The organism is Pseudomonas sp. NPDC098747 (assembly GCF_044760045.1).
Taxonomy (GTDB): domain Bacteria; phylum Pseudomonadota; class Gammaproteobacteria; order Pseudomonadales; family Pseudomonadaceae; genus Aquipseudomonas.
Genome location: NZ_JBIWAL010000044.1, coordinates 26,264 through 47,634 on the forward strand (window position 1 = coordinate 26,264; position 21,371 = coordinate 47,634).

Below are 21,371 nucleotides of genomic sequence, written 5' to 3' on the forward strand. Positions count from 1 at the left end.
GGTCACCGCCGTTTGCAGTGGGGCATCATTTTTTCTAAAAGGGGCGTTCATATCGGTTCTCGTGGCACGGCTTTCGCGACAAGGTTAAGACTGGCGCCTATTTAACACCATGCCGGGCGCGGAGTAATCGGCGGGATGGTTCTTTGTCCGCCGATGACTCAGCGCGAAGCTGATTCGCGAGCAGGCTTACTCCTACATTGTTCGGTGGTGCGCACCAATCTTGCGAACACCACAGAACCTGTGGGAGCGAGCTTGCTCGCGAAGGCGTCAGACCTGACTACCCGCCAACCTGATCAGCTCATCGAGCAGTCACGTTGCTTTAGTCGATCCGTGGATGCTGTTGCACCAGGTTCTTGCGCTTGGCTTCCAGCTCCGCGATCTCGGCATCAATGTCCTCGATCTTCTGCTCGATGTTGTCGTGATGCTCTTGCAGCAGCTCTTTCGCTTCTTCGAGGTCAGAGGCCGCCGGGGCAGCCCCACGCAGGGGTTTGTTGGCGGTCTCTTTCATGGTCAGGCCGGTGATCAGACCGACCACGGCAACCACCATCAGGTAGTACGCCGGCATGTATAGGTCGTTCGTGCTTTCCACCAGCCAGGCCACGACGGTCGGCGTCAGACCGGCAATCAACACCGAAATGTTGAAAGATGCAGCCAGTGCGCTGTAACGAATGTGCGTGGGGAACATCGCCGGCAGGGTGGAAGCCATCACGCCGATGAAGAAGTTCAGCAACACCGCCAGCATCAGCAGCCCGGCGAAGATCAGGCCGATCTTGCCGCTGTTGATCAGTATGAATGCTGGGATGGCGAGGATGAACAGGCCAATGCTGCCGATGACGATGAAGGGTTTGCGGCCGATCTTGTCGCTGACAAAACCAATCAGCGGCTGCACGAACAACATACCGACCATGATCGCGATGATGATCAACACGCCACGGTTTTCGCTGTAGTGCAGGTTGTGCGACAGGTAACTCGGCATGTAGGTGAGCAGCATGTAGTAGGTGACGTTGGTCACCGCGACGACGCCGACGCAGGTCATCAGGCTGCGCCAGTGTTGGGTGGCGATTTCCTTGAACGACACTTTCGGGCCACGGGCCAGGCCTTCGCGGTCGCCTTGTTCGAGTTTCTCGACGTGTTGTTGGAACGCCGGAGTCTCTTCCAGAGCGTGACGCAGATACAGACCGATCATGCCCAGCGGCAGGGCGAGGAAGAACGGCAGACGCCAGCCCCACTCAAGAAATTTCTCTTCACCGATAATCGTCGAGATCATCACCACCACACCGGCGCCAAGGACGAAACCGGCAATCGAGCCGAAGTCCAGCCAACTGCCGAGGAAGCCGCGCTTGCGGTCCGGCGCGTATTCGGCGACGAAGATCGAGGCGCCGGTGTACTCGCCACCGACGGAAAAACCCTGGGCCATTTTCGCCAGTAACAGCAGGATCGGCGCCCATATCCCGATCGAGTCATACGAGGGTATGAGGCCGATGGCGAAGGTGCTGAGGGACATGATGACGATGGTCGCGGCGAGGACTTTCTGTCGTCCGTACTTGTCGCCCAACGCGCCGAAAAACAGACCGCCCAGCGGCCTGATAAGGAAAGGGACGGAGAACGTCGCCAATGCCGCGATCATCTGCACGCCAGGATCGGCGCCGGGGAAGAAGATCTTGCCGAGCGCATAGGCGACAAAGCCGTAGACACCAAAGTCAAACCATTCCATGGCATTGCCGAGCGCAGCGGCCGTGATGGCTTTGCGCATCTTAACGTCGTCGACGATGGTGATGTCTTTCAGACCAATCGGTTTGACGCTGCTTTTACGTGATTTCATCCGAGTATTCTCTTTACTGATCCATCTTGTCGCGTCGATGCCATCTATTTGATGGCGCGTGCTTAATGGGTCTGATACATGAGGACACGAAATAATTCACCGCTTGTGGTTTTTTTTCAGTGAAACGCGACCGATCCCGCCGTAGACGGCCGCTACACGTCCTAACGACGAAGCGCCACGTATGATTTACCCAGATCACTGGCCCAACCATCCAGTACCACTTTGACGTCGTCAGCCGTCAGCACCTGTTTGTTGTTGTCCAGCGGCACGCCGGTGCCCTTGCGCATGACTTCTGCAATCACTTCGCCGGTCGAACCGTCCTCGAACGACACCTCGGTGGCGATTTCGCTGTCTTGATCACGAATGCCAGTGGCGGTGCTCACACCGGCTGCGAGCAGCGTGACCGGCAACCATTCATAAAAGCGCAAACCCTGAGTGCTGGCGGCGACTCGGGTAATCGCGGGCCTGACGATCAGCGTATTCGGACCGGGTGTCGACACCAGTTGCATGACTTTGCCCAGCTCATGCCTGAGGGCCGCGTCGTAATAATCGGTGACGCCTGCCAGTGTGCTGAGGGGAATCCTTACGGTGGGCTCGGTGCTCGGGAAAAACTGACTCGGCGCCAGATAGGCCTGGGTGTAACGACCCCTGGCCAGGGCCGGGCTGACCCAACCCAAAACGTCCTGACCCGACGGCGATGTGTGTTCCTGCAAAACACTGTAATCATGTAGAAAACCGGTGTGTTCGACGTTGGTACTGGTGCAGGCCGACAGGCTCAGGGACGCTGTACATAGCAGCGACATCAGGCAATGGCTTCTCATTAATGTGAATCCTTGTTGTTTTTCGGGGCGTTTTCCGAGCACTCGATGTGCAACTGGACGTGGTTCCTGATCCAGTGGATGAGGTCCGGGGTGGGGATCGAATGGGTGGACTCCACCCACTGGGCGTTGGCCGGGCTGAACTGTTCGAAGTAACGGCGCAGGACAATCCGGCTCTGATCGCTGGCCAGCCCCAGGCAAAACTCCTGGAACAGGATCGGCGTATCGTCTGTCGGTGCCGTGGTGCGCTGGCTGAGGATCAACGGATATTTGGCGTTATGCCCCTCGGCGGTATACCTGCTGTGCAAGGCCTTCATGAACAACCCCCTGGTTTGGAAAGGTGTGCAGGGTGCACGAGGGTTTTTGCCGGACGATGTCCGGTTGATGTCGCTGGCGAAGGAATGTTGCTCGATTGAAATAAATGACCCGGACGCCAGAATGGTTTTAGATGCACTCTTTTTTGGCCTGAGGATCCTGCGCCCGTGAGCAGACTGCTGATCGTCGACGACGACGTGGAAATTCTGTCGCTGCTGAAGAAGTTCTTCGTCCAGCACGCCTATGAGGTCGATGTAGCGGCGGACGGCGAGGCGATGTGGGCGGCGATTGCGCAGCAGCGACCGGACACGATCATTCTCGACCTGATGCTGCCCGGTGAAGGTGGCTTGAGTCTGTGCCAGAAGGTGCGGGCGCAGATGGCCATTCCGATCATCATGCTCACCGCCATGGGTGAGTTGAGCGACCGCATTGTCGGCCTGGAGTTGGGCGCGGACGACTACGTCACCAAGCCGTTTGCGCCGCGCGAACTGCTGGCTCGCTTGCGTGCCGTGCAACGCCGCGCAGGCGAGCCAGTCAGTCCGCCGAGCGAACCGTCGCGGCCGGTGATTGCCTTCGCCGGTTGGCATCTGGATATCACCTGCCGCGAACTGCGCTCACCGCAAAACGTGATGATTCCGCTGTCCGGTGGCGAGTTTGATTTGCTGGTGGTGTTTCTTGAGCATCCGCAACGCATTCTTACTCGCGAGCAATTGATCGACCTGACCCACGGCCAGGGCCACGACGCGTTCGACCGCAGCATCGATGTGCAGGTCAGCCGGCTTCGGCGCAAGATCGAGCCCGACTGCAAACGCCCGGACCTGATCCGCACGGTACGCAACGGCGGCTATATGTTCACCGCAAAGGTAAGCCGCTGATGATCCGCCGAATCCTGCGCCGCGACACCCTCAGTCGGCGGATTGCCCTGACCATCGTCGCGGCGATGCTGACGTCACTGGTGCTCAATGCACTGTTCGTTCAGGTCGCCGGCATTTGGGCGCGTCCGCCCATCGAGCGGACCGGCCTGCTGGAACAGATTGCCGCGACCGTGCGCGTGATCGAGGCAGCGCCGGCACCGTTGCGCGCGCAATTGGCCGACGCCGCAAGCAGCCCCATGTTGAAGGTTGTGTGGAAGGCGCAGCGAGCCGACTTCGGATTGCCGGCGGGCGGCGTGCCTGTCGAAGCAGGCAGGGCGCCAGTGCTGCAACAGTTATTGGGCGATGAACGCACCATAGAAGCGTTCAACCCCAGCGACTGGCCAACCCAAAGTCCGCAAGCGCACTACGTCGCACTCGTGCAACTGCTCGATGGCAGTTGGTTGTCATTCACCCCGCCAGAAAGAAGCTGGGGGTTGGAGGCAAACACGCGCATTGCCGTGATCATCGGGCTGGGTCTGATCGCAACGTTGCTGGTGGCCTGGATTGCCACCCGCCAACTGGCCAACCCGCTGCAACGCTTCGCCAACGCTGCCAGACGTTTCGGCGGCGATCTGCGCGCACCCCCGATCAAGATCGAAGGCCCTGGCGAAATACGCCAGGTCATCATCGCCTTCAACACCATGCAGGCACAGATTCAGCATTTCATCGGCGAACGCACGCACATGCTCGCGTCCATCTCCCACGACTTGCGCGCACCGCTGACCCGCATGCGCCTGCGCAGCGAATTCATGGAAGACCTCGACCACCAGGGCAAACTGATTCGCGACATCGAGGAGATGCAGTCGATGATCAATGCGGCGTTGGGGTTCTTCAGTGAAGACACTCATCGTGAGTCCACCACGGCGTTCGACATCGCTGAATTGCTGCAAACCATCATCGATGACTACCGTGACCAGGATATCGCTGTCGACTACAGCGGCCCGGCACATTGTGTTTATGAAGGCCGACCGCTTGGCATCAAACGGGTCATCGTCAACCTGCTGGAAAACGCCGAGAAATACGCGCAACACCCGCGCATCGCGTTGAGTGGTGATTGCTACACGATTTGCATCGACGTCAGCGACGAAGGGCCGGGCATTCCCGAAGAATCGCTACAGCGGGTGTTCGATCCATTCTTCCGCCTCGAAGCCTCGCGCAATCGCCACACCGGTGGCGTCGGCCTCGGACTCTCGGCGGCACGGGCGATCGTGCGTGAGCAGGGCGGGGAACTGACGTTGAGCAATCGCAGCGGTGGCGGGTTGGTTGCGCGGGTTGAGTTGCCGCTGTAGATACGTCTGAAACATTCGAGAGCGGGGCGAGGCCAACAACGCGAGAGCATCTTTGTGTTCTACACGTTGCCGACGCCCCCATCGCCCAGCCAATCGGTGCGCATTGGCTGGGCCGCGCCATAACGTTCGTCGCGTTGACTCATCGAACAACCCGGTTCGTTGCGTCAATGAGGTCCGCCTTGCCCCCGGCAAGCGAGGGTCCTGAAGCCGCAACCACGTCGTGTGGAAATCCAAGGGTTATGGCGCTCAAAGCGTCCAGATGCGCGAGGTTATCGGCCATCTGCGTTATCCATGGTGTGAGAGGAGCGAGTAGTCGTTTGCCTACATCAGGTATTCAAAACAGGCTTTTGAAAAGAAGAACCAGGCTGTCCCAAAGCCGCACGAAGAAATTCGCTTCTTTAATTTCCTCGAGCGCTGTAACCGGAATCTCTCGCAATAGTTGACCATTCAGGCTCACCTTCATGAGTCCCACCTGTTGACCCTCGACGATTGGGGCGGATAGCGGTTGAGGGATATCAAACTGCGTGTCGATATCTGCCACTGATTTTGCAGGTACAGCAATAGCAGACGGAGCAATGCCAAGTTTGATGAAGGTCTTTTCACCTTTCCATATTTTTATAGTTTCATACGTGGTGCCCTTTATATCGAGCTTGACAGCAGTGTAAGTACGAAAGCCCCAGTTTATTAACTTCTGGGTCTCATCAGCTCTTTTCCTTTCACTCTTCGCGCCAAGTACCACGGCAACGATTCGCCGCTTGCCGTAATGACCAAAGCTCCTCGCGGCCGATGCCACGAGGCAATAACCAGCGGCGTCCGTGTGGCCGGTCTTCAAACCCTCAACGGAGGAATCACGGAACAGCAGTTGGTTACGATTGGTGCCGTTGGAAGGTGGAGTGCCGGGGTAGTAATAGTGTTTGATAGAGAAGTAGTGAGAATACTCAGGAAAATCCTCAAGGATTCTGATGCCCAGTATGGCCAGGTCGTGTGCCGTGGTCAGGTGTCCAGGTGTCGGCAACCCTTCCGGATTTTTGAACGTCGTGCTGCTCATCCCCAGTAAGCGCGCTTGGGCGTTCATCGTGGATACAAATCCACCTGTAGTGCCACCTAACGTTTCCGCTAGAAGATTGGTAGCGTCATTGCCGGATTGCACAAGCATGCCCTTGATGAGGTCGTCCACCGGCACATGCATTCGGGTGTCGATGTACATACTCGAGCCTGGCTTCCTCCAGGACGTATCGCTAACCGTGATTCGCTGGTCCAGAGCAATCCTGTTCTCTTTGAGAGCCTGGAACACCAGGTAGGCGGTCATCAACTTGGTGGTTGAAGCGGGCTCGACGCGGACATTCGGATCGCGGGCGGCGAGAATTTGTCCGGAGTCGACGTCTATTAGAATATAACTTCTTGCTTCGATAGAGGGCATGCGAGGCGCACTGAGGGTGGCTGAAGCCCAGGGAGATACAACAAAAGTAATATAACAAAAAAGCGTAAGTATCGACTTCACAATACCCCTTAATTCTCGGATGTCTGGATAAGTATTTAAGAAATTAAATTGAACACTTGGTTTGAAATTGTTGATCAGCACCAGAACTAAAATCGCGTTCCTGCGCAAATTTCAGGTTTGCTGATTAGCGGCGGGCCTTTGACGTTGTCGGCGAATTCGGCGGAGCCACAGACTTCGATTCAGCGCTATGGCTCCATGACGGTTTCAATGGCCAACTGGCTCTCCCCGGTGAGATAGCCAGCAGCCTATGTCGATAATTTCAATCGGAAAGTTGCTTCGTTCTCCAGCGGATCAAATCGACTTTGCAGGAACTTAAAATATCTCCAGAGCCAGAGCCCCCCATCGCGGCGTCAACTTCCCACTGACACTGCGCATCCTTGAACTTCTCGAATGCTTTCTGAGAGGCGAGCAGCGAGGAAAGGGCTTTGGCCGTCGCACTCGAATCGACTTCCTTTGTCTGAGCTTCGAGTTTTTTGTAGGCGCTATTCATTTGTGATGTGGCTTCGCGAGTCTTACCTTCAAGGCAAGGCTGCAACGCTGCCCGGGGCTGATCGCCAATGGTGTTGTAGCATTCGTCCAATGCACCCGCATGAGCATCGCTGGTCACTGCCATTCTTGCTGCGGTGGTAGTCGGCGTAACTGCCGTATTGAGCGCGCCACTTGTGATGGGATTCACGTCAGCTTTCGCGGGTGCTTGAGCGAATGCCGTACCCATGGCAAATGAAGTCGCCACAGCGACCACAGAAATCAGTTTTTTCATTTTTAGCTATCCTTTGAAGTGCATTTTCGAGAGGAAGAAACAACTTTAATGCCAGGCCGACTTTGCAGCTCTCAAGGTCTTAGATCTTTATGGCAGCATCCAGGGCTTGCTTAGAATGCCGGCTCAGCCCTGTATTGCTGGCAGAACTTGACTTTGATCACTCGGTACATTTCTGATGCGAAGGACGTCTTCGAGTACTTCCTTGAAAATCGGTGCTGCAATCGCTCCCCCAAAGTAACCTTTGGCTGTGGGCTCATCCACTAGAACTGCCATGATGAACTCAGGGGCATTGGCGGGTGCGATACCCACGAACATGGCTCTGTATGTATTGCTGTGATACCCACCACTGGAGGCCTTGCGTGAAGTCCCGCTTTTGCCCGCTATTGCATAACCTTTGATTGCCGCGCGCTTTCCGCCTGCTCCAGGTCCATCTACTGCGAGCACTAGCATATCCAGAATACTGTTGGCGACGTCCGAGCTAATGACTTTACGCGATGGATGAGTCTTGCCTTTAATTATCGATAATAGAATCAGGTTTCCATCATTAGCAAACACGGTATAGGCCTGAGCCAATTGTGCCAAATTGACAGACAAACTGTACCCGTATGAAAGGCTCGCTGTGGCGATATCTGACCATACTCCCCTGGTTGGAATAGACCCAACACTTTCGCCAGGAAAGTAGACCGAGGTGTTATTTCCGAATCCCAGATCCAGGAGCAATCGCGAAATGACTGCGCCACCCGTCGGTATTGCAACCTTGCTCATACCAACATTTGAAGAGCGACGAATGATACCTGCTAAATCTAATTGGTTATCCCTTCCCACATCACGAATGGTATAACCATTAATCTTAACGAAACCTGGCGCTATCTGAATAATAGCGTTTTTATCCACGATACCTGCCGTTAAAACGGCGGCCATGCTGAATGGTTTAATGACTGATCCCGGCTCATACACGTCAGTAAATACACGATTTCGAATGACGCTTGCGTTAAAGCTTTTACGTGCGTTGGGGTTGAAGGAAGGCACCGTTGATAATGCTAGTATTTCCCCTGTTTTGGCTTCTATAAGAATGGCGCTTACCGATTTGGCTGCGTTGTCTTTAAGTGCTTTCCACAATGCTTTTTCGACGTAGTATTGAAGGGTGGAGTCAATTGTCAGGTACAGATCATCTCCTGGGGTTACAGGTTTATGTACCAGTATTTCGTTGGTGACACGCTTGCGCAAATTCAAGGTAAGTTCTTCAAGCCCAGACGTTCCGGAAAGTTGATGGTCATACATTAACTCGATGCCTTCAATGCCTGCCTGATCAATGTTGGTGAAGCCTAATGTCTGAGCCATCATCGAAGATTGCGGATAGAATCGCTTGTATTCCTGGCGCTCATACAAACCGGGAATAGATAATTCCATTACTCCGCTTGCGACCTCTGGACCCACCTTTCTGGCTAAGTAAGCGAACGATTTGCCTTGGGTGTTTAATGCCAAATGGCTGATCAGTGAAGCATCAACATCAAGATTTTCACTCAATATTGCTACCTGCTGTTGAGTTGGGGCGAACTGTTTAGGGTTCACCCACAAGGTGCTCACAGGTGTGGATACCGCCAAGGGCTCATTAAATCGGTCAAATATGGTGCCGCGGACGGGAATTGTTTCAATTAGTCGCGTTGAGCGTTTACGGCCTTCGTTATTCAAGAACTCATGAGAAAAAACCGTAAGATACGTAATTCTCGCCACAAGTACCATGACGAGGGCACAAAAAACAGCTAAAACTATCGTAAATCTGGGGTTTCGTGTTAGGCGATTCATACAGTTTTTCTGGCCCTGTACGTGCAACGGCATATAAGCCTAAAAGACTTATTACTATTTTACTTTGCAATATTCAGAAATAACGCCGCACATAAAGACTCATGCAAAAGTCATTTATGTAGGTGTTCATTTTTCCGATTCAGATCCAGGTAATGTCTAATTTCGATCCAAGAGAAAGCATTGACTGCCTAGGTTGATAAGGCTGCTTTATGGTGGATGGCAAAAGGATTTGTTGCAACAGTAACTTGTAGCCAATAGTGTTGCTTTTTGAGCAACGGAACCACTACGGAGAACGTTCAGTCATGAAGAAAATAAAGCCGCACAATTGCGTTATTGCTTCGCAAGTTTGTCACATCAGTGTGTCATTGATCACCCGCGTCCGTACGGCTAGGTAGGCTGTGCCGTGGTACTTATGAGGTTTTCATCGAGGTAGTGAACTTTCAGTGAGGCTTTGATGTGTAAACCCACGCTCGGACGCAGTGGCTGCCCATCTTATTGCTCTTTGAAAAAAAACGATTGGGTAAGTGCTCAGGTTTGGTTATCGAACGGTTTGCCCATGGGGCTGGTACGAAGGCCTATGGCAAGGTTTTTCCAAGGTAAATCCGCTGGGTCGGCAATCATCGGTCCAGGTGCTTTCGCGACGAGCACCGCGTGCGCCATCGGTTGAAAGTCGGCGCGGAAATGGACTGAACTTTTGTTGACCAGAATTTTCATTTTTTCCGGTTCTATACCCACCATCCGGTACAGGTTTCTATCCAGCATCTGGGTTTTTCCGGAACTCACACCTACCAGGATACCCTCAATTTTCAGGCACGCCGCAGGCCCTACATCCACCCGCATGCCGTTCATCATTGGGCCGTCGAATTGGCAACATCCGGCGGACATGGATACGACCTCAAAGCGACCGGCCAATGGTGCGTCGCCTGGAGTCATCGATTGCCCTCCCAATTCCATCTCTACAAAGGCGCCTACACCTGCACGATGGGCCTTGGCCACAGCCGCCGGATCGAAAATCAGCCCTATCGCTGCTTGCGTGGCACCATGCTTCAACAGCGCCCGAAGCATGCCCATGGTGTTGGAGTCTCCCCCTGCGCCGGGATTGTCCTGGGTGTCGGCAATCACCACGGGGCAATCGGCAGACGCCGATAAACGCATCGCCTCGATCACCGCATCATCAGGTGAAAGAAACTGAACTTTCCAATTCGACTCTTCATTGACCATTTTTTGATATAGCTGCTGAACTGCGTGCTCAACCGCTGCTTCGTCAGCCCCATATCCCCACACCACGGGACCACACTCCGGGAAGTCGGCTGCAGGAAAACCTGGTGCGAACGACAAGGATTGGACCTGACTGCTTTCCAGTGACTTCAGTTGCTCATACAAACCAATGGCAGGTTCAAGCAGGGTGCACATCGAATTGATCGGGATCAGGAAGGGTAACCGTTTCGAAACCCGCTTCAACTCACGCTTATCTTCGAGTAGCCAGGAGAGGAGATCGGCCGCTTTGGCGCCGGTGGCAGCCATATCGACATGGGGGTAGGTTCGGAAGGCGACCAATGCATTGCTGTTGGCAAACATGAGCTCAGTAACGTTCGCATGCAGGTCAAGGGAAGCAACGATTGGGACGTCGTTGCCGACGATGTCTCTCAGCCGTTTCAAGAGCGTACCCTCACCGTCGTCGACATGTTCTGCAACCATGGCACCGTGCAGATCCAGATATACCGCATCGATCTGCTCGCGACGTGCCGCTATCAGGATTTCTTCACTGATGCGCTCGAATGCATCCTCGGTAACATGTGCCGACGGACTTGCGCCTGCCCAAATAATGGGTACGAGTTCGTAAGCGAGTTTTTCTGCTTCGAGGATAAAACCGCCAATGGGGAGGTTAATGTCCCGCATAGCAAGAACCTCCACCCCTCGTGCCATTTGTGGGAACCCTTCGCCGCGCTCGAAGTTACTGTAGTGAGCTTTGGAGGGAGCGAACGTGTTGGTTTCGTGCTGGAAACCAGCGATCAAGATTCGAACTTTCATAAGACCTAGTCCTTTCCTGCCGTTTTAATTCAGTGCGCCGGGATGGTGTTTAGCTTGCGGACAGGCAGGCGGTTGGCGGCCAGTAATATCGAGCCGAGCAACAACAGCGCAGCCATGACGAGTAGTCCTGCTTGTGTGCTGCTGGTTAAGGTTTTGGCGTATCCCATGATCGTTGGGCTGAAGAAGCCACCCATCAATCCAATGGTGTTGATCAGTGCAATGCCACCTGCTGCCGAGTCGCCCTTGAGGTACTGGGATGGGAGGGTCCAGAAGATCGTGTAAGCAACCCAGACCGTTGCTGTTGCGATGGTCAGACAAATCATGGAAATAACCAGATGTGTGCTGAAAATCGTAGATGCGGCCAAAAACAGCGCGGCGAGCAGTGCGGGAACAGCGGTGTGCCAGCGACGTTCATTGAGTCGGTCAGACCGACGACTGAAGACCTGCATGGCGATGGCAGCGAGAATGTAGGGTATCGCTGAATAAAGGCCTATCTGCAGCAGGTCGGTGACGCCGGCTTCGCGAATGATCGTGGGGAGCCAGAACCCCAAGGTGTAGATGCCGCAAATCAGGCAGAAATAAGCCGCCGCCATCAGGTAAACCCGTGGGTCTTTTGCGACTTGCTTGAACGAATGGTGCTGAGCACCCGCCGGAGCTAGATTTTCAGTGACCAGCTGTTTTTCTTCGAGCGTCAGCCATTTGGCATCTGACGGACGATCAGGAAGGAACCACAGCGCCATGATCCCCAGCAGCACACAAGGCACGCCTTCGATCAGGAACATCCATTGCCAACCGGCCATCGACGCTGTGGCGTGAAATGAACTCATGATCCATGCGGAAAGAGGTCCGCCGAAAATGCCGGCAAGTGGGGCTGCGAGCATGACAATAGCCATGACACGTGCCATGCGATCCTGTCCGTACCAATAGGTGAGATAAAAGATCATGCCCGGCGCGAAGCCGGCCTCAAACACGCCCAGCAAAAAGCGCAAGATATAAAACGACGTTTCGCTTTTGACGAGAAACATGCAAGCGGAGGTTAAACCCCAAAGAATCAGTATTCGGCTAAACGTCTTCCTGGCCCCGATCTTAGGGAGCAGTAAGTTGCTGGGTATTTCAAACAGCGCATAACCGATGAAGAAAATACCCGCACCCAGACCATAGACCGCGTCTGAGAAGCCCAAGTCGCTTTGCATTTGCAGTTTGGCGAAGCCAATGTTGATGCGATCAAGGTAGGCAAAAATGTAGCAGATCAACAGAAATGGCAGGATGCGCCAGCTTATTTTGTTATATAGCGCTGCTTTTAACTCGACATTGTTTTTATTCATATTCAATCAGATTAATTCCGACCTCCGAGAACGTATTGACTGCATGAATCAGGAGGGACGCTTCATCGTGGATAACAAAAGCTTTTGTTGCAATAGCAACTTTTAGTCACTAGTGTTGCTTTTTGAGCAACGTAATGACCACGGAGAATGATCGACTATGAGGGAGATAAATCAGAGGAGATTGCGCTATTTCTTCGCGGTGTTGTCACACGGATCAATCAGAGGAGCAGCAGAAAGCCTTAACACTGCGCCCTCTGTCATCACCCGGCAAATAAAGCTGCTCGAAGACGAGGTCGGAGTGCAGTTATTCAATCGACAATCTCGTGGCGTAGAGCCCACTGAGTCGGCGAAATACCTGCTTGAGTTCTGGAGAGGTTGCCAATCCCAGCAAGAACAACTGGAGGACCGACTGCGAGCGCTGCAGGGGCTGCAAAGAGGAGAGGTTAGGATCGTCTGCAGCGAGGGGTTCATCGACCGTGTGATGGATGATGTCCTGGCCGGTTTTTGTAGCGATTACCCTGGGCTGAATGTGTTCATGGACGTTTTACCTAACAACTATGTGCTGACAGAAGTTGCAGAGAGCAGGGCTCATATCGGGCTCGCCTATAATCCCTCGGCACACGCTGATATTGAGTACAGGGCCTCTTCGCATCAACCCGTAAAGCTGCTCGTCAGTGCCCAGCATCCTCTTGCGCATCTAAAACATCCGGTCAGTGTCAGGGAAATGCTTAGCTACCCACTGGCGGTAATGCCCCCCGAATTCGGATTGGGTCATATTTTTGAGCTGTTGGTGCATTCTGAGAATATTGAAGTAAAACCCACCTTAGTAACGAACTCATTGGCCGCACTTCGACGGTTTGTCCTTCGCGGTAAGGGCGCCACCTTGACCGCTATTTTTTCGGCGCTTAACGAAGTCGAATCCGGTGAGTTGGTGGCATTGGAGATTGATCATCCACTGTGTCAGAACGTCAACGCTCGGCTCTTGGTAAAGCGAGGGCGCCCATTGTCGATTGCAGCGGATGAAGTTTTACGGCGAATCAAAACCCAAATGCAGATATTTACAGGCGAATCAAGTCACTTGCTTTCTGGCAATCCCGTGGCAGGGCGCTCCCCCAATTGAACTGTTTCTGGTCACATCACTATTCTGTTCGCGGTCACGGCGCAGGAGGGACTATGCAGTGGAGATCACTTAATGGTGTGAACCAGGCAGCGTTTACTTTTGTTGGTGGCCTGGCAGCCGGTGTGCTCACCGAAGGGCATCCAGTAATAATCATCGACATTGCCGATAAGGAAATCGCCGTGTCACCGAACAAGGCTTGCCCCGTCATCCTCTCCAGTACTCCTCGCACCCAGATCCTGTTGTTCCGCCACCCAATAGCAGGCGTCCAACTGGTCAAAGGGACAGTCGAAAAGGGTGAAACTCCAGCTCAGACCGCTCTGCGTGAATTGGGCGAAGAATCAGGCATAGAAGCCGCAGTGGTCGTCAGCGATTTGGGCTGCTGGGACGCAGGGCATCTCGACCAGATATGGTCATTTCAGCTGTGTCACACGCAGGCGCTTTTGCGTGAGCAATGGACTCATCAAACGCTCGATGACCATGGTCATATCTTCAGCTTTTTTTGGGCCCCGCTTGATGATTTGCCGTATGCCGACTGTCACCCTGTCTTCCGTCGAGCATTACGTTTCCTGACTGCCAAGCTCAAAGCGCAAGGTCATGTCGTGGCTAATGATCAAAGTACCTCTATATCAACGCAAGCTGCGACTTGATGTTCATAAGCGCCTGTCGAGAGGGTTGCTTCTGGCTTAAAGCGGCCTTGATAAACGCACACTTTTTCACAAAGACCTCCTGGCAACCATTCAATGGCAGAATCTCCCCAACTGACTGTTTTGGAGATCACCATGCTTCGTGCGTTTGAACGAAGACTCGACCCTTTTCCCCCTGACGAGGTACCGCCGCCACCCGCCGGCCTGGCGCGTTTTCTGTGGGCTTGTACGCGGGGCGCTCGCGGTTACATCCTGCTGCTTGCACTGGTGAGTGCCGCTGTTTCGATTTACGAAGCCTGGCTGTTTTCCTTCCTTGGGCAGGTCGTGGATTTGCTCTCGACCTGGCAGGCAGGCGGCGAAGCGGCCGCGCAGGAAAGTCGCGTGTTGTGGGGCATGGGCATCGTCATGGTGACCAGTGTCGGGCTGGTAGCGTTGCGCACGATGGTGCAACACCAGATATTGGCGATTAATTTTCCGTTGCGCCTACGTTGGGACTTCCATCGGCTGATGTTGCGGCAAAGCCTTTCGTTTTTTTCCGACGAGTTTTCCGGTCGGGTCACGACCAAGGTGATGCAAACCGCACTTGCGGTGCGTGACGTGCTGTTTACCCTGATCGAGATCATCCCAGGGATCGGCGTGTATTTCATTGCGATCATCGCGCTGGCTGGCGGCTTCGCTTTGAAGTTGATGCTGCCTTTCCTTGGCTGGATGGTGTTGTTCGCGCTGGCCATGTGGTATTTCGTGCCGCGCTTGGGCAAAGTCGGGCAAGAACAGGCCAATGCGCGGTCGATGATGACCGGGCGTATCTCGGACGCCTACACCAACATAACCACGGTGAAACTGTTCTCTCACTCCAATCGTGAAGCGCACTTCGCGCGTGCAGCGATGGAGGATTTCAAGCAAACCGGTTTTCGTCAGATGCGTCTGGTCAGCCAGTTCGAGATCGTTAACCAGGCCCTGGTGGTGGGGTTGATCATGTCGGCCGGTGGCTATGCCCTGTGGCTTTGGCATCAGGGTGAAGTCGGCGCAGGTGCGGTGGCGGCAATCACCGCCATGGCGTTGCGGATCAATGGCATGTCGAACTGGATCATGTGGCAATTGACCTCGCTGTTCGAGAGCATTGGCACCGTGCAGGACGGCATGGCGACCCTGACTCAAGGCACTAAAGTGCAGGACGCGCCGGGTGCTGGCGAGCTCGTCACCACCGGCGGCGCGGTGACTTTCGATAACGTGAGCTTCAATTACAACGGCGAACGCCAAGTGCTCGATGGCCTCAATCTGAGCATCCGGCCGGGCGAAAAAATCGGCCTGGTCGGCCGCTCCGGCGCCGGCAAATCCACGCTGATCAACTTGCTGCTGCGCTTCTACGACGTCAACAGCGGTGAGATTCGCATCGATGGCCAAAACATTGCGCACGTGACCCAAGACAGTCTGCGCAGCGCCATCGGCATGGTTACCCAGGACACCTCGTTGCTACACCGTTCGATCCGCGACAACATCGCCTACGGCCGTCCCGATGCAACCGACGCGCAAATTCGCAGCGCCGCCGCCAGCGCCCAGGCCCATGAGTTCATCAGCCAACTCAGCGACCGGCAAGGTCATAGCGGCTACGACACGCTGGTGGGTGAGCGGGGCATCAAGCTGTCGGGCGGCCAACGGCAACGCGTCGCGATCGCCCGGGTGATGCTCAAGAACGCGCCGATCCTGCTGCTTGATGAAGCCACCAGCGCGCTGGACTCGGAAGTTGAAGTGGCCATTCAGGAAAGCCTCGATGACATGATGCAGGGCAAAACCGTGATCGCGATTGCCCATCGGCTGTCGACGATTGCGGCCATGGACCGGCTGATCGTCATGGATGACGGACGCATTATCGAACAGGGCACCCACAGCGAATTGCTGGAAAAGAACGGCGTGTATGCGCGGCTTTGGCAGCATCAAAGCGGCGGATTTCTGGGTGAGGACAAGGGGTTGGTCGAGGCGCTGGATCAGGCGTGAAGGGAAGGGCGCAAGGTACGGATATCTTGAGTTCCGTCTATGCGCCCGCTATTCGCCGACAGTAGTCCTTGGCAACGATACGTAAACGCCAATTCGATAAGCCAGGCGATTGATCAAGATGTCAAAGATGAGATCCATTATCGATCCTGGCGCCTCCTGGGCCGCAGTAGCGTTACAGTTCCAATTTTTTTGCCATGATGATCGTTCGCTCCGAAGCGTGGAACTCGTCTCGGATTTTTTTAAAGCCAAGCGAAGCGTAAAAGCCTTCAGCGGTTATTGAAGAGGGGACGCGCAGCAGATCGCGTCCTTCGGTTATGGCGATTGATTGAATTCTATTCATCAGTTGCCTACCGATGCCCTTTCGCTGATGCGCCGGATCGACAAAAACACTTCGGACAACGTCCTGATCAAGACTGGCTGTCGCTACGATATGACTTTCGACTGTTGCAACGAACATCTGACGCTGCGTAAACAAGTGAAGGATCGCCTCTGGTGAAAAGCTTTGTTCCACTTGATTAATGATTTCGGATGAATAGTCCTGAGCATTTGACTCGCGCAGGGTGCCTATGATGATTCGACTAATAGCCAGGGCGTCCGTTGTCATCGCGATTCGAATCAGGCAATCCATTAAAACAATTCCTTCCATGTGAATGATTGATCGCAGTGAGCGGAGGGTCTACCCGCCAGCACGAAGGGCTTCTTTTGGCCGAGATCAGCCCGAATCAGGGGCGCTTAACAGCATGGTATGAGTGGCATGGGCATCCTCTGTTCGCATGAAGCCACAGTGCAAATAAAACGCATCTCCTTCTATCGTATCGGTGGAAAGTCGCACGCTCTGAAAGCGAAGAGCGGCATGTGCAACAAGCGCTTTTACTAGCGTCCGCCCGACATGCTGCCCTCTTGAAGAAGCTGCGATGTACACCCGTCGCAGCCTGGCTGTATTTGTCTGAGTATATGGATCGACTGAAAGGCCTCCGATGCCTATCAGTTGCCGGTTCAAATAAGCTGCCATAAGACACTCGCCAGGTGCATCGAAGCGATTTGTTCTGGAATGCCATTCGGCAATCAGGCGGGTGAGAAACCTGAAACCTTCTCCAGTCGCCTCTTTTTCCAGGGTCAGAATCTGTGGCGGTAGGTGCACGATTTGATGGATCTCGACTTGGTTCATTTCTCGTCCTTGATTTGGCGTGAGCCTCGTTAACGTGATTGCAAAAATCCACACACTGGTGAACTCATTCTGCCAACCTGATCAATCAGCGTCAGAGTTGCGGGAGCAGGGAAGCTCCCGCAGTCTTGATTCTACTCAGAGGTTGGCCTCGGCCAGAGCGGTCTCGATGAAGCGCACTGAGCTCTCCATCGCTTGCTGGCCTTCCGGCAACATGGAGGAGTAGAAGTGCCAAGCGTGGAACATCGCAGGCCACACTTCAAGATTGACTCGGACACGGTTGTCCGCCAAGTGGTTTGCAAGGCGCATCGCATCACTCAGCATCAGCTCGTTTTCACCAATCTGTATCAGAATTGGGGGGAGGCCGGTGACGTCCGCAAAAACAGGCGAAGCCAAAGGATGGTTAGCAAGTGTGTCGCCCAGAAATGCTCTGGCAAGGATATCCAGAACAGGCTTGGAGTTCAGCGGGTCCAAGCCTTCACGGTTGCTCATCGATGCGCCGGTGTGTTCAAGGTTTGCCCAGGGCGAGATCGAGGAACCCACCGCAGGCAGCGGAAGCCCTTTGGCTTTGGCTGCTACCATCACGCTCACAACCATCGCGCCACCAGCCGACTCGCCTGAGAATGCGATCTTGTTAGCCGGGATTTTCTGCTCAAGCAACCACTCGTAGGCGCGCAGTGTGTCGTCGATGGATGCAGGAAACTTGTGCTCCGGTGCAAGGCGGTAGTCAGGCATATACACACGAGCACCAAGCATTTTTGCGTAGTTGCCGCCAATGCCGTGGTAGCCATCTGGACGGCCAACAATGTACGCCCCCCCATGGATGTACATGACAACTGCGTCGGTCTTGACCTCATCAGGTGTCACCAGAGTGCCTGGAACGCCCCCCATGTCGACAGCTTTGAATTCAACGCCGGTGGGCGCTGGATTCTGCGCGAGCATATTTGCGTAGGCGTCGCGGATATCGCTCATTTTCGTGGTGGTATCAATACCCTTCAGGACGGGTACCAAATCGGTCAGGCTGTCGGCCCAGATTTGAACGGCTGCTTTTACTGTCGGGTTCATTTTTGTGATCTCAATTGAAGGTGATTGATGAGTTAGCTAATTGAGATAATATTCGTGTAATTGGGGAATAGGGTTCCCTATAAAGGGTTCAATAACGCCCGGACGTTGAGCGACTGAGACCGTATGGAAATTCATAACCTGAACGATATTGCGGCTTTCGTGAGCTCGGTGAATGCTGGAAGCTTTACCGCTGCGGCCAAGCAACTTGGACTCACTCGGTCGGCGGTAGGCAAATCTATTGTCAGGCTGGAAGCTCGATTGCAGGTGCGTTTACTTAACCGCACAACCCGCAGCCTAAGCATGACGGACGACGGTCAGGTTCTCTACGAGCGCTGTGTTGGCATCCTTCAGGATCTCGACGATGTCGAGAGTGCGCTGGCGTTTCGTCGCTCGACACCTAGTGGGCGATTGCGCATGAGTCTGCCAGTTGCGCTGGGTAGGCTTCACGTTCTGCATCACATCGAATGTTGTCTGAAGGATTGGCCTTCTCTAAGCGTCGACGTTACGTTTTCCGACCGACTGGTAGACCTCATTGATGAGGGATTTGACCTGGCCATGCGCATTGGCCCGCCTAAAGAAGATTCTCGATTGCTGACGCGCACTGTGGCGTACCAGCAAATGATCACCTGCGCTTCACCCCAATATTTGGTTGAACATCCAGCGCCTCAAACGCCAGAAGAGCTGTCTGCTCACGAGTGCCTGCATTTCGTCAGCGGCGGAAGATTACTTCCGTGGAATTTTCGGGTAAACGGTCAGCCGGTCGCCTTCACTCAAGGTGGACGGCTACAGATGGACAGCGCTGAGGCGCTGCATCATTGCGCGATGGCGGGCTTGGGCATTGCGACACTACCGTCGTACGTGTTGAGCCAGGAATTACGCAGCGGCAAGCTCGTTCAACTGCTCTCAGAACACGCGGAGGTAGCAGAACCCATCCGGATCATCTATCCCAGCAAGCGACATCTTTCTCCCAAGATCCGTCTTTTCATCGATAAGCTGGTAGACGCATGGTCGCCATGCCCTCCATGGGAACAAACGCAGAATTACCCTGATAGTTAACCTCTGCTCATGTTCGCAGACGGCTGAACGGCCAATAACTACCAGTCCTCAGCCGCCATATATAAAGGCATCGCTTTTTACTCTTCGGGTCCGGATGCCATCTTCCAACTCCCGTAACTTCTCAAGAAACCGAAATACGCTATCGTTGCTCGACTATTGAAGAAGGAACGCGGGTACATGGCCGACTCTTTTACCGCTGAGCGAAACAGTGCCTGGTCGGTGTTTCTGATCTTTCTGCGGCTCGGATTGACTTCATTCGGTGGTCCCATTGCGCACTTGGGATACTTCCACAATGAATTCGTTACGCGACGGCAGTGGTTGACCGAGCGCAGCTACGCGGATCTGGTCGCGCTCTGTCAGTTTCTGCCAGGACCGGCTAGCAGTCAGGTCGGCATCGCCTTGGGCCTGTCCCGTGCAGGCTATCGCGGCGCGCTGGCTGCCTGGGCCGGGTTCACGCTGCCGTCAGCGATGCTGATGATTTTGTTTGCGCTGGGCCTGTCGCGTTATGGCGCGGCTCTTGCGCCCGGCGCTCTGCATGGCCTCAAAGTCGTGGCTGTCGCAGTGGTTGCTCAAGCGGTGTGGGGAATGGCACGAAACCTGTGCACAGACATGCCGCGAATTACCCTCATGGCAATTGCCGCCTGCGTTGCGTTGCTCGCACCGTCGGCATGGGGGCAGGTCAGCGTGATAGTCGTCGCCGGACTGGCAGGCCTGATGCTGTTCAAGCCCGTACAACGTTTCGAGCACGATGCGCTGTCGATACCAATCAGCCCCCGGGTCGGAGCGATGTGGCTGGCCCTGTTCCTTGTGTTGTTGGTGGGGCTGCCGCTGCTGGCCGAGCGGGTGTCCGATCAAAGCCTGGCCATGGTCGACGCCTTCTACCGATCCGGTTCCCTGGTGTTTGGCGGCGGCCATGTCGTTCTGCCGCTGCTGCAAGCCGAGGTCGTGCCCTCCGGTTGGGTCAACAATGAAACGTTCCTGGCGGGGTACGGTGCTGCGCAGGCTATGCCGGGTCCGTTGTTTTCGTTCGCCGCGTTTCTCGGCGCCTCGATGAACGTGCCGCCGTCAGGTTGGGCAGGTGGGATGATCTGCTTGCTGGCGATCTTTGCTCCAGCGTTTTTGTTGGTTGTCGGCGCCTTGCCTTTCTGGGAGCAGTTACGGCGTAGCGTGCGTGCACAAGCCGCGTTGGCCGGCGTGAACGCGGCTGTCGTCGGCCTGTTGCTGGCCGCGCTTTATCAACCCGTGTGGACGAGTGCGATCCTCAAGCCGCAAGACTTCGGACTGGCGCTGGTTGCCCTGATTGCGCTGATGGTGTGGAAGTTGCCAGCGTGGCTGGTTGTTGTCGGAACGGGAGTGGCGGGGTGGGGGTTGAGTGTCATGGTATGAAGGGCGGCACCTCTCAAAGCCTATTCGATGCATAAATAATTGGAACGGCTCTTGGACGCGCTCGCCTAATGATTAGCTTGTGAATAATCACACAGGCAATGTGCCAATACCGGCATTCTCCGAGAGGTGATCAACGTGGCTAAAGACGAGAAGAAAAGCAAAGGTGAAGCTTCGAAAGCCAGTAAGGAACTGAAGGACAAAAAGTCATCACCTGCCAAAAAATCAGCGGCGGCCTCGACGCTTTCGAAGTCTTCCGATAAGAAAGTGTCTAGTCCTGAAATAGGTTTACACCTTTTTCACCCCAACGCCCGATGCACCGCGTCGGGCGTTTTGTATTTTAAGGACAGGTGCGGTCGCTC

19 protein-coding genes and 1 pseudogene are annotated in these 21,371 nt (G+C 54.6%); 9 read left to right on the top strand and 11 right to left on the bottom strand.

Features of this window, described 5'->3' with window-relative positions; all coding sequences use genetic code 11:
- Positions 1 to 319 precede the first annotated feature (319 nt).
- The 3 genes from proP to ACIQVE_RS22225 all read right to left on the bottom strand — a co-directional run bounded on the left by proP (position 320) and on the right by ACIQVE_RS22225 (position 2,957).
- A complete protein-coding gene (gene proP, locus ACIQVE_RS22215) occupies positions 320 to 1,822 on the bottom strand; it encodes a glycine betaine/L-proline transporter ProP (protein WP_402812212.1) in 1,503 nt (500 codons plus the stop codon).
- Between the two features lie 161 nt (positions 1,823 to 1,983).
- A complete protein-coding gene (locus ACIQVE_RS22220; protein ID WP_402812215.1) occupies positions 1,984 to 2,643 on the bottom strand; it encodes a DUF3313 domain-containing protein in 660 nt (219 codons plus the stop codon).
- Positions 2,643 to 2,957, bottom strand: coding sequence for a hypothetical protein (locus ACIQVE_RS22225; protein ID WP_402812217.1), 315 nt, complete (start codon positions 2,955 to 2,957; stop codon positions 2,643 to 2,645). Before ACIQVE_RS22225 ends, ACIQVE_RS22220 begins: the two co-directional genes overlap by 1 nt.
- Between ACIQVE_RS22225 and ACIQVE_RS22230 the strand changes: the two genes are divergently transcribed.
- Genes ACIQVE_RS22230 through ACIQVE_RS22240 form a run of 3 tightly spaced genes read left to right on the top strand, consistent with a single transcriptional unit; the run spans position 2,956 to position 5,158 of the window.
- Positions 2,956 to 3,126, top strand: a complete 171-nt coding sequence (locus ACIQVE_RS22230) for a hypothetical protein (RefSeq protein ID WP_402812220.1) — start codon at positions 2,956 to 2,958, stop codon at positions 3,124 to 3,126. The two genes, ACIQVE_RS22225 and ACIQVE_RS22230, sit on opposite strands and share 2 nt — an antisense overlap.
- Positions 3,123 to 3,830 (top strand): response regulator, encoded by a 708-nt coding sequence (locus tag ACIQVE_RS22235; protein ID WP_402812223.1) that lies wholly within the window; start codon positions 3,123 to 3,125, stop codon positions 3,828 to 3,830. The genes ACIQVE_RS22230 and ACIQVE_RS22235 overlap by 4 nt, the downstream gene beginning before the upstream one ends.
- Entirely contained in the window at positions 3,830 to 5,158 is a 1,329-nt protein-coding gene (locus ACIQVE_RS22240) for an ATP-binding protein (protein ID WP_402812226.1), read from the top strand. Before ACIQVE_RS22235 ends, ACIQVE_RS22240 begins: the two co-directional genes overlap by 1 nt.
- Positions 5,159 to 5,492: 334 nt before the next feature.
- Here ACIQVE_RS22240 and ACIQVE_RS22245 read toward each other — a convergent pair whose 3' ends face one another.
- The 5 genes from ACIQVE_RS22245 to ACIQVE_RS22265 form a co-directional block, all read right to left on the bottom strand.
- Positions 5,493 to 6,740 (bottom strand): D-alanyl-D-alanine carboxypeptidase family protein, encoded by a 1,248-nt coding sequence (locus ACIQVE_RS22245; protein WP_402812229.1) that lies wholly within the window; start codon positions 6,738 to 6,740, stop codon positions 5,493 to 5,495.
- A 178-nt stretch (positions 6,741 to 6,918) separates the two neighbouring features.
- Positions 6,919 to 7,419: a UmoC family flagellar biogenesis regulator gene (gene umoC, locus ACIQVE_RS22250; RefSeq protein WP_402812231.1), complete on the bottom strand. Its 501-nt coding sequence runs from the start codon at positions 7,417 to 7,419 to the stop codon at positions 6,919 to 6,921.
- A gap of 123 nt (positions 7,420 to 7,542) precedes the next feature.
- Positions 7,543 to 9,225: a peptidoglycan D,D-transpeptidase FtsI family protein gene (locus ACIQVE_RS22255; RefSeq protein WP_402812234.1), complete on the bottom strand. Its 1,683-nt coding sequence runs from the start codon at positions 9,223 to 9,225 to the stop codon at positions 7,543 to 7,545.
- 528 nt (positions 9,226 to 9,753) lie between these two features.
- On the bottom strand, positions 9,754 to 11,256 hold the full coding sequence (locus ACIQVE_RS22260; RefSeq protein ID WP_402812236.1) for a M81 family metallopeptidase: 1,503 nt from the start codon (positions 11,254 to 11,256) through the stop codon (positions 9,754 to 9,756).
- Between the two features lie 29 nt (positions 11,257 to 11,285).
- Positions 11,286 to 12,581, bottom strand: a complete 1,296-nt coding sequence (locus ACIQVE_RS22265) for an MFS transporter (RefSeq protein WP_402812258.1) — start codon at positions 12,579 to 12,581, stop codon at positions 11,286 to 11,288.
- 157 nt (positions 12,582 to 12,738) lie between these two features.
- Here ACIQVE_RS22265 and ACIQVE_RS22270 point away from each other — a divergent pair, with 157 nt between their 5' ends.
- The 3 genes from ACIQVE_RS22270 to ACIQVE_RS22280 all read left to right on the top strand — a co-directional run bounded on the left by ACIQVE_RS22270 (position 12,739) and on the right by ACIQVE_RS22280 (position 16,340).
- The gene (locus tag ACIQVE_RS22270) at positions 12,739 to 13,701 is read left to right on the top strand and encodes a LysR family transcriptional regulator (protein ID WP_402812239.1); all 963 of its coding nucleotides are present in this window, start codon (positions 12,739 to 12,741) and stop codon (positions 13,699 to 13,701) included.
- Between the two features lie 179 nt (positions 13,702 to 13,880).
- Positions 13,881 to 14,348 carry an NUDIX domain-containing protein gene (locus ACIQVE_RS22275; protein ID WP_402812261.1) on the top strand — a complete coding sequence of 156 codons (468 nt, stop codon included), beginning with the start codon at positions 13,881 to 13,883 and terminating at the stop codon, positions 14,346 to 14,348.
- A gap of 132 nt (positions 14,349 to 14,480) precedes the next feature.
- Positions 14,481 to 16,340: an ABC transporter ATP-binding protein gene (locus tag ACIQVE_RS22280; protein ID WP_402812241.1), complete on the top strand. Its 1,860-nt coding sequence runs from the start codon at positions 14,481 to 14,483 to the stop codon at positions 16,338 to 16,340.
- A gap of 172 nt (positions 16,341 to 16,512) precedes the next feature.
- On the opposite strand, the gene ACIQVE_RS22285 is transcribed toward ACIQVE_RS22280, so the two are convergent.
- The 3 genes from ACIQVE_RS22285 to ACIQVE_RS22295 form a co-directional block, all read right to left on the bottom strand.
- Positions 16,513 to 16,968 carry a GNAT family N-acetyltransferase gene (locus tag ACIQVE_RS22285; RefSeq protein WP_402812243.1) on the bottom strand — a complete coding sequence of 152 codons (456 nt, stop codon included), beginning with the start codon at positions 16,966 to 16,968 and terminating at the stop codon, positions 16,513 to 16,515.
- An 84-nt stretch (positions 16,969 to 17,052) separates the two neighbouring features.
- Positions 17,053 to 17,508: a GNAT family N-acetyltransferase gene (locus tag ACIQVE_RS22290; protein ID WP_402812246.1), complete on the bottom strand. Its 456-nt coding sequence runs from the start codon at positions 17,506 to 17,508 to the stop codon at positions 17,053 to 17,055.
- Between the two features lie 135 nt (positions 17,509 to 17,643).
- On the bottom strand, positions 17,644 to 18,570 hold the full coding sequence (locus ACIQVE_RS22295) for an alpha/beta hydrolase (RefSeq protein ID WP_402812249.1): 927 nt from the start codon (positions 18,568 to 18,570) through the stop codon (positions 17,644 to 17,646).
- A gap of 123 nt (positions 18,571 to 18,693) precedes the next feature.
- Between ACIQVE_RS22295 and ACIQVE_RS22300 the strand changes: the two genes are divergently transcribed.
- The 3 genes and pseudogenes from ACIQVE_RS22300 to ACIQVE_RS22310 form a co-directional block, all read left to right on the top strand.
- A complete protein-coding gene (locus ACIQVE_RS22300; protein WP_402812252.1) occupies positions 18,694 to 19,626 on the top strand; it encodes a LysR family transcriptional regulator in 933 nt (310 codons plus the stop codon).
- Between the two features lie 177 nt (positions 19,627 to 19,803).
- Entirely contained in the window at positions 19,804 to 21,012 is a 1,209-nt protein-coding gene (chrA, locus tag ACIQVE_RS22305; protein WP_402812254.1) for a chromate efflux transporter, read from the top strand.
- Between the two features lie 126 nt (positions 21,013 to 21,138).
- Positions 21,139 to 21,371: pseudogene (locus tag ACIQVE_RS22310) on the top strand (hypothetical protein); the annotation flags it as partial.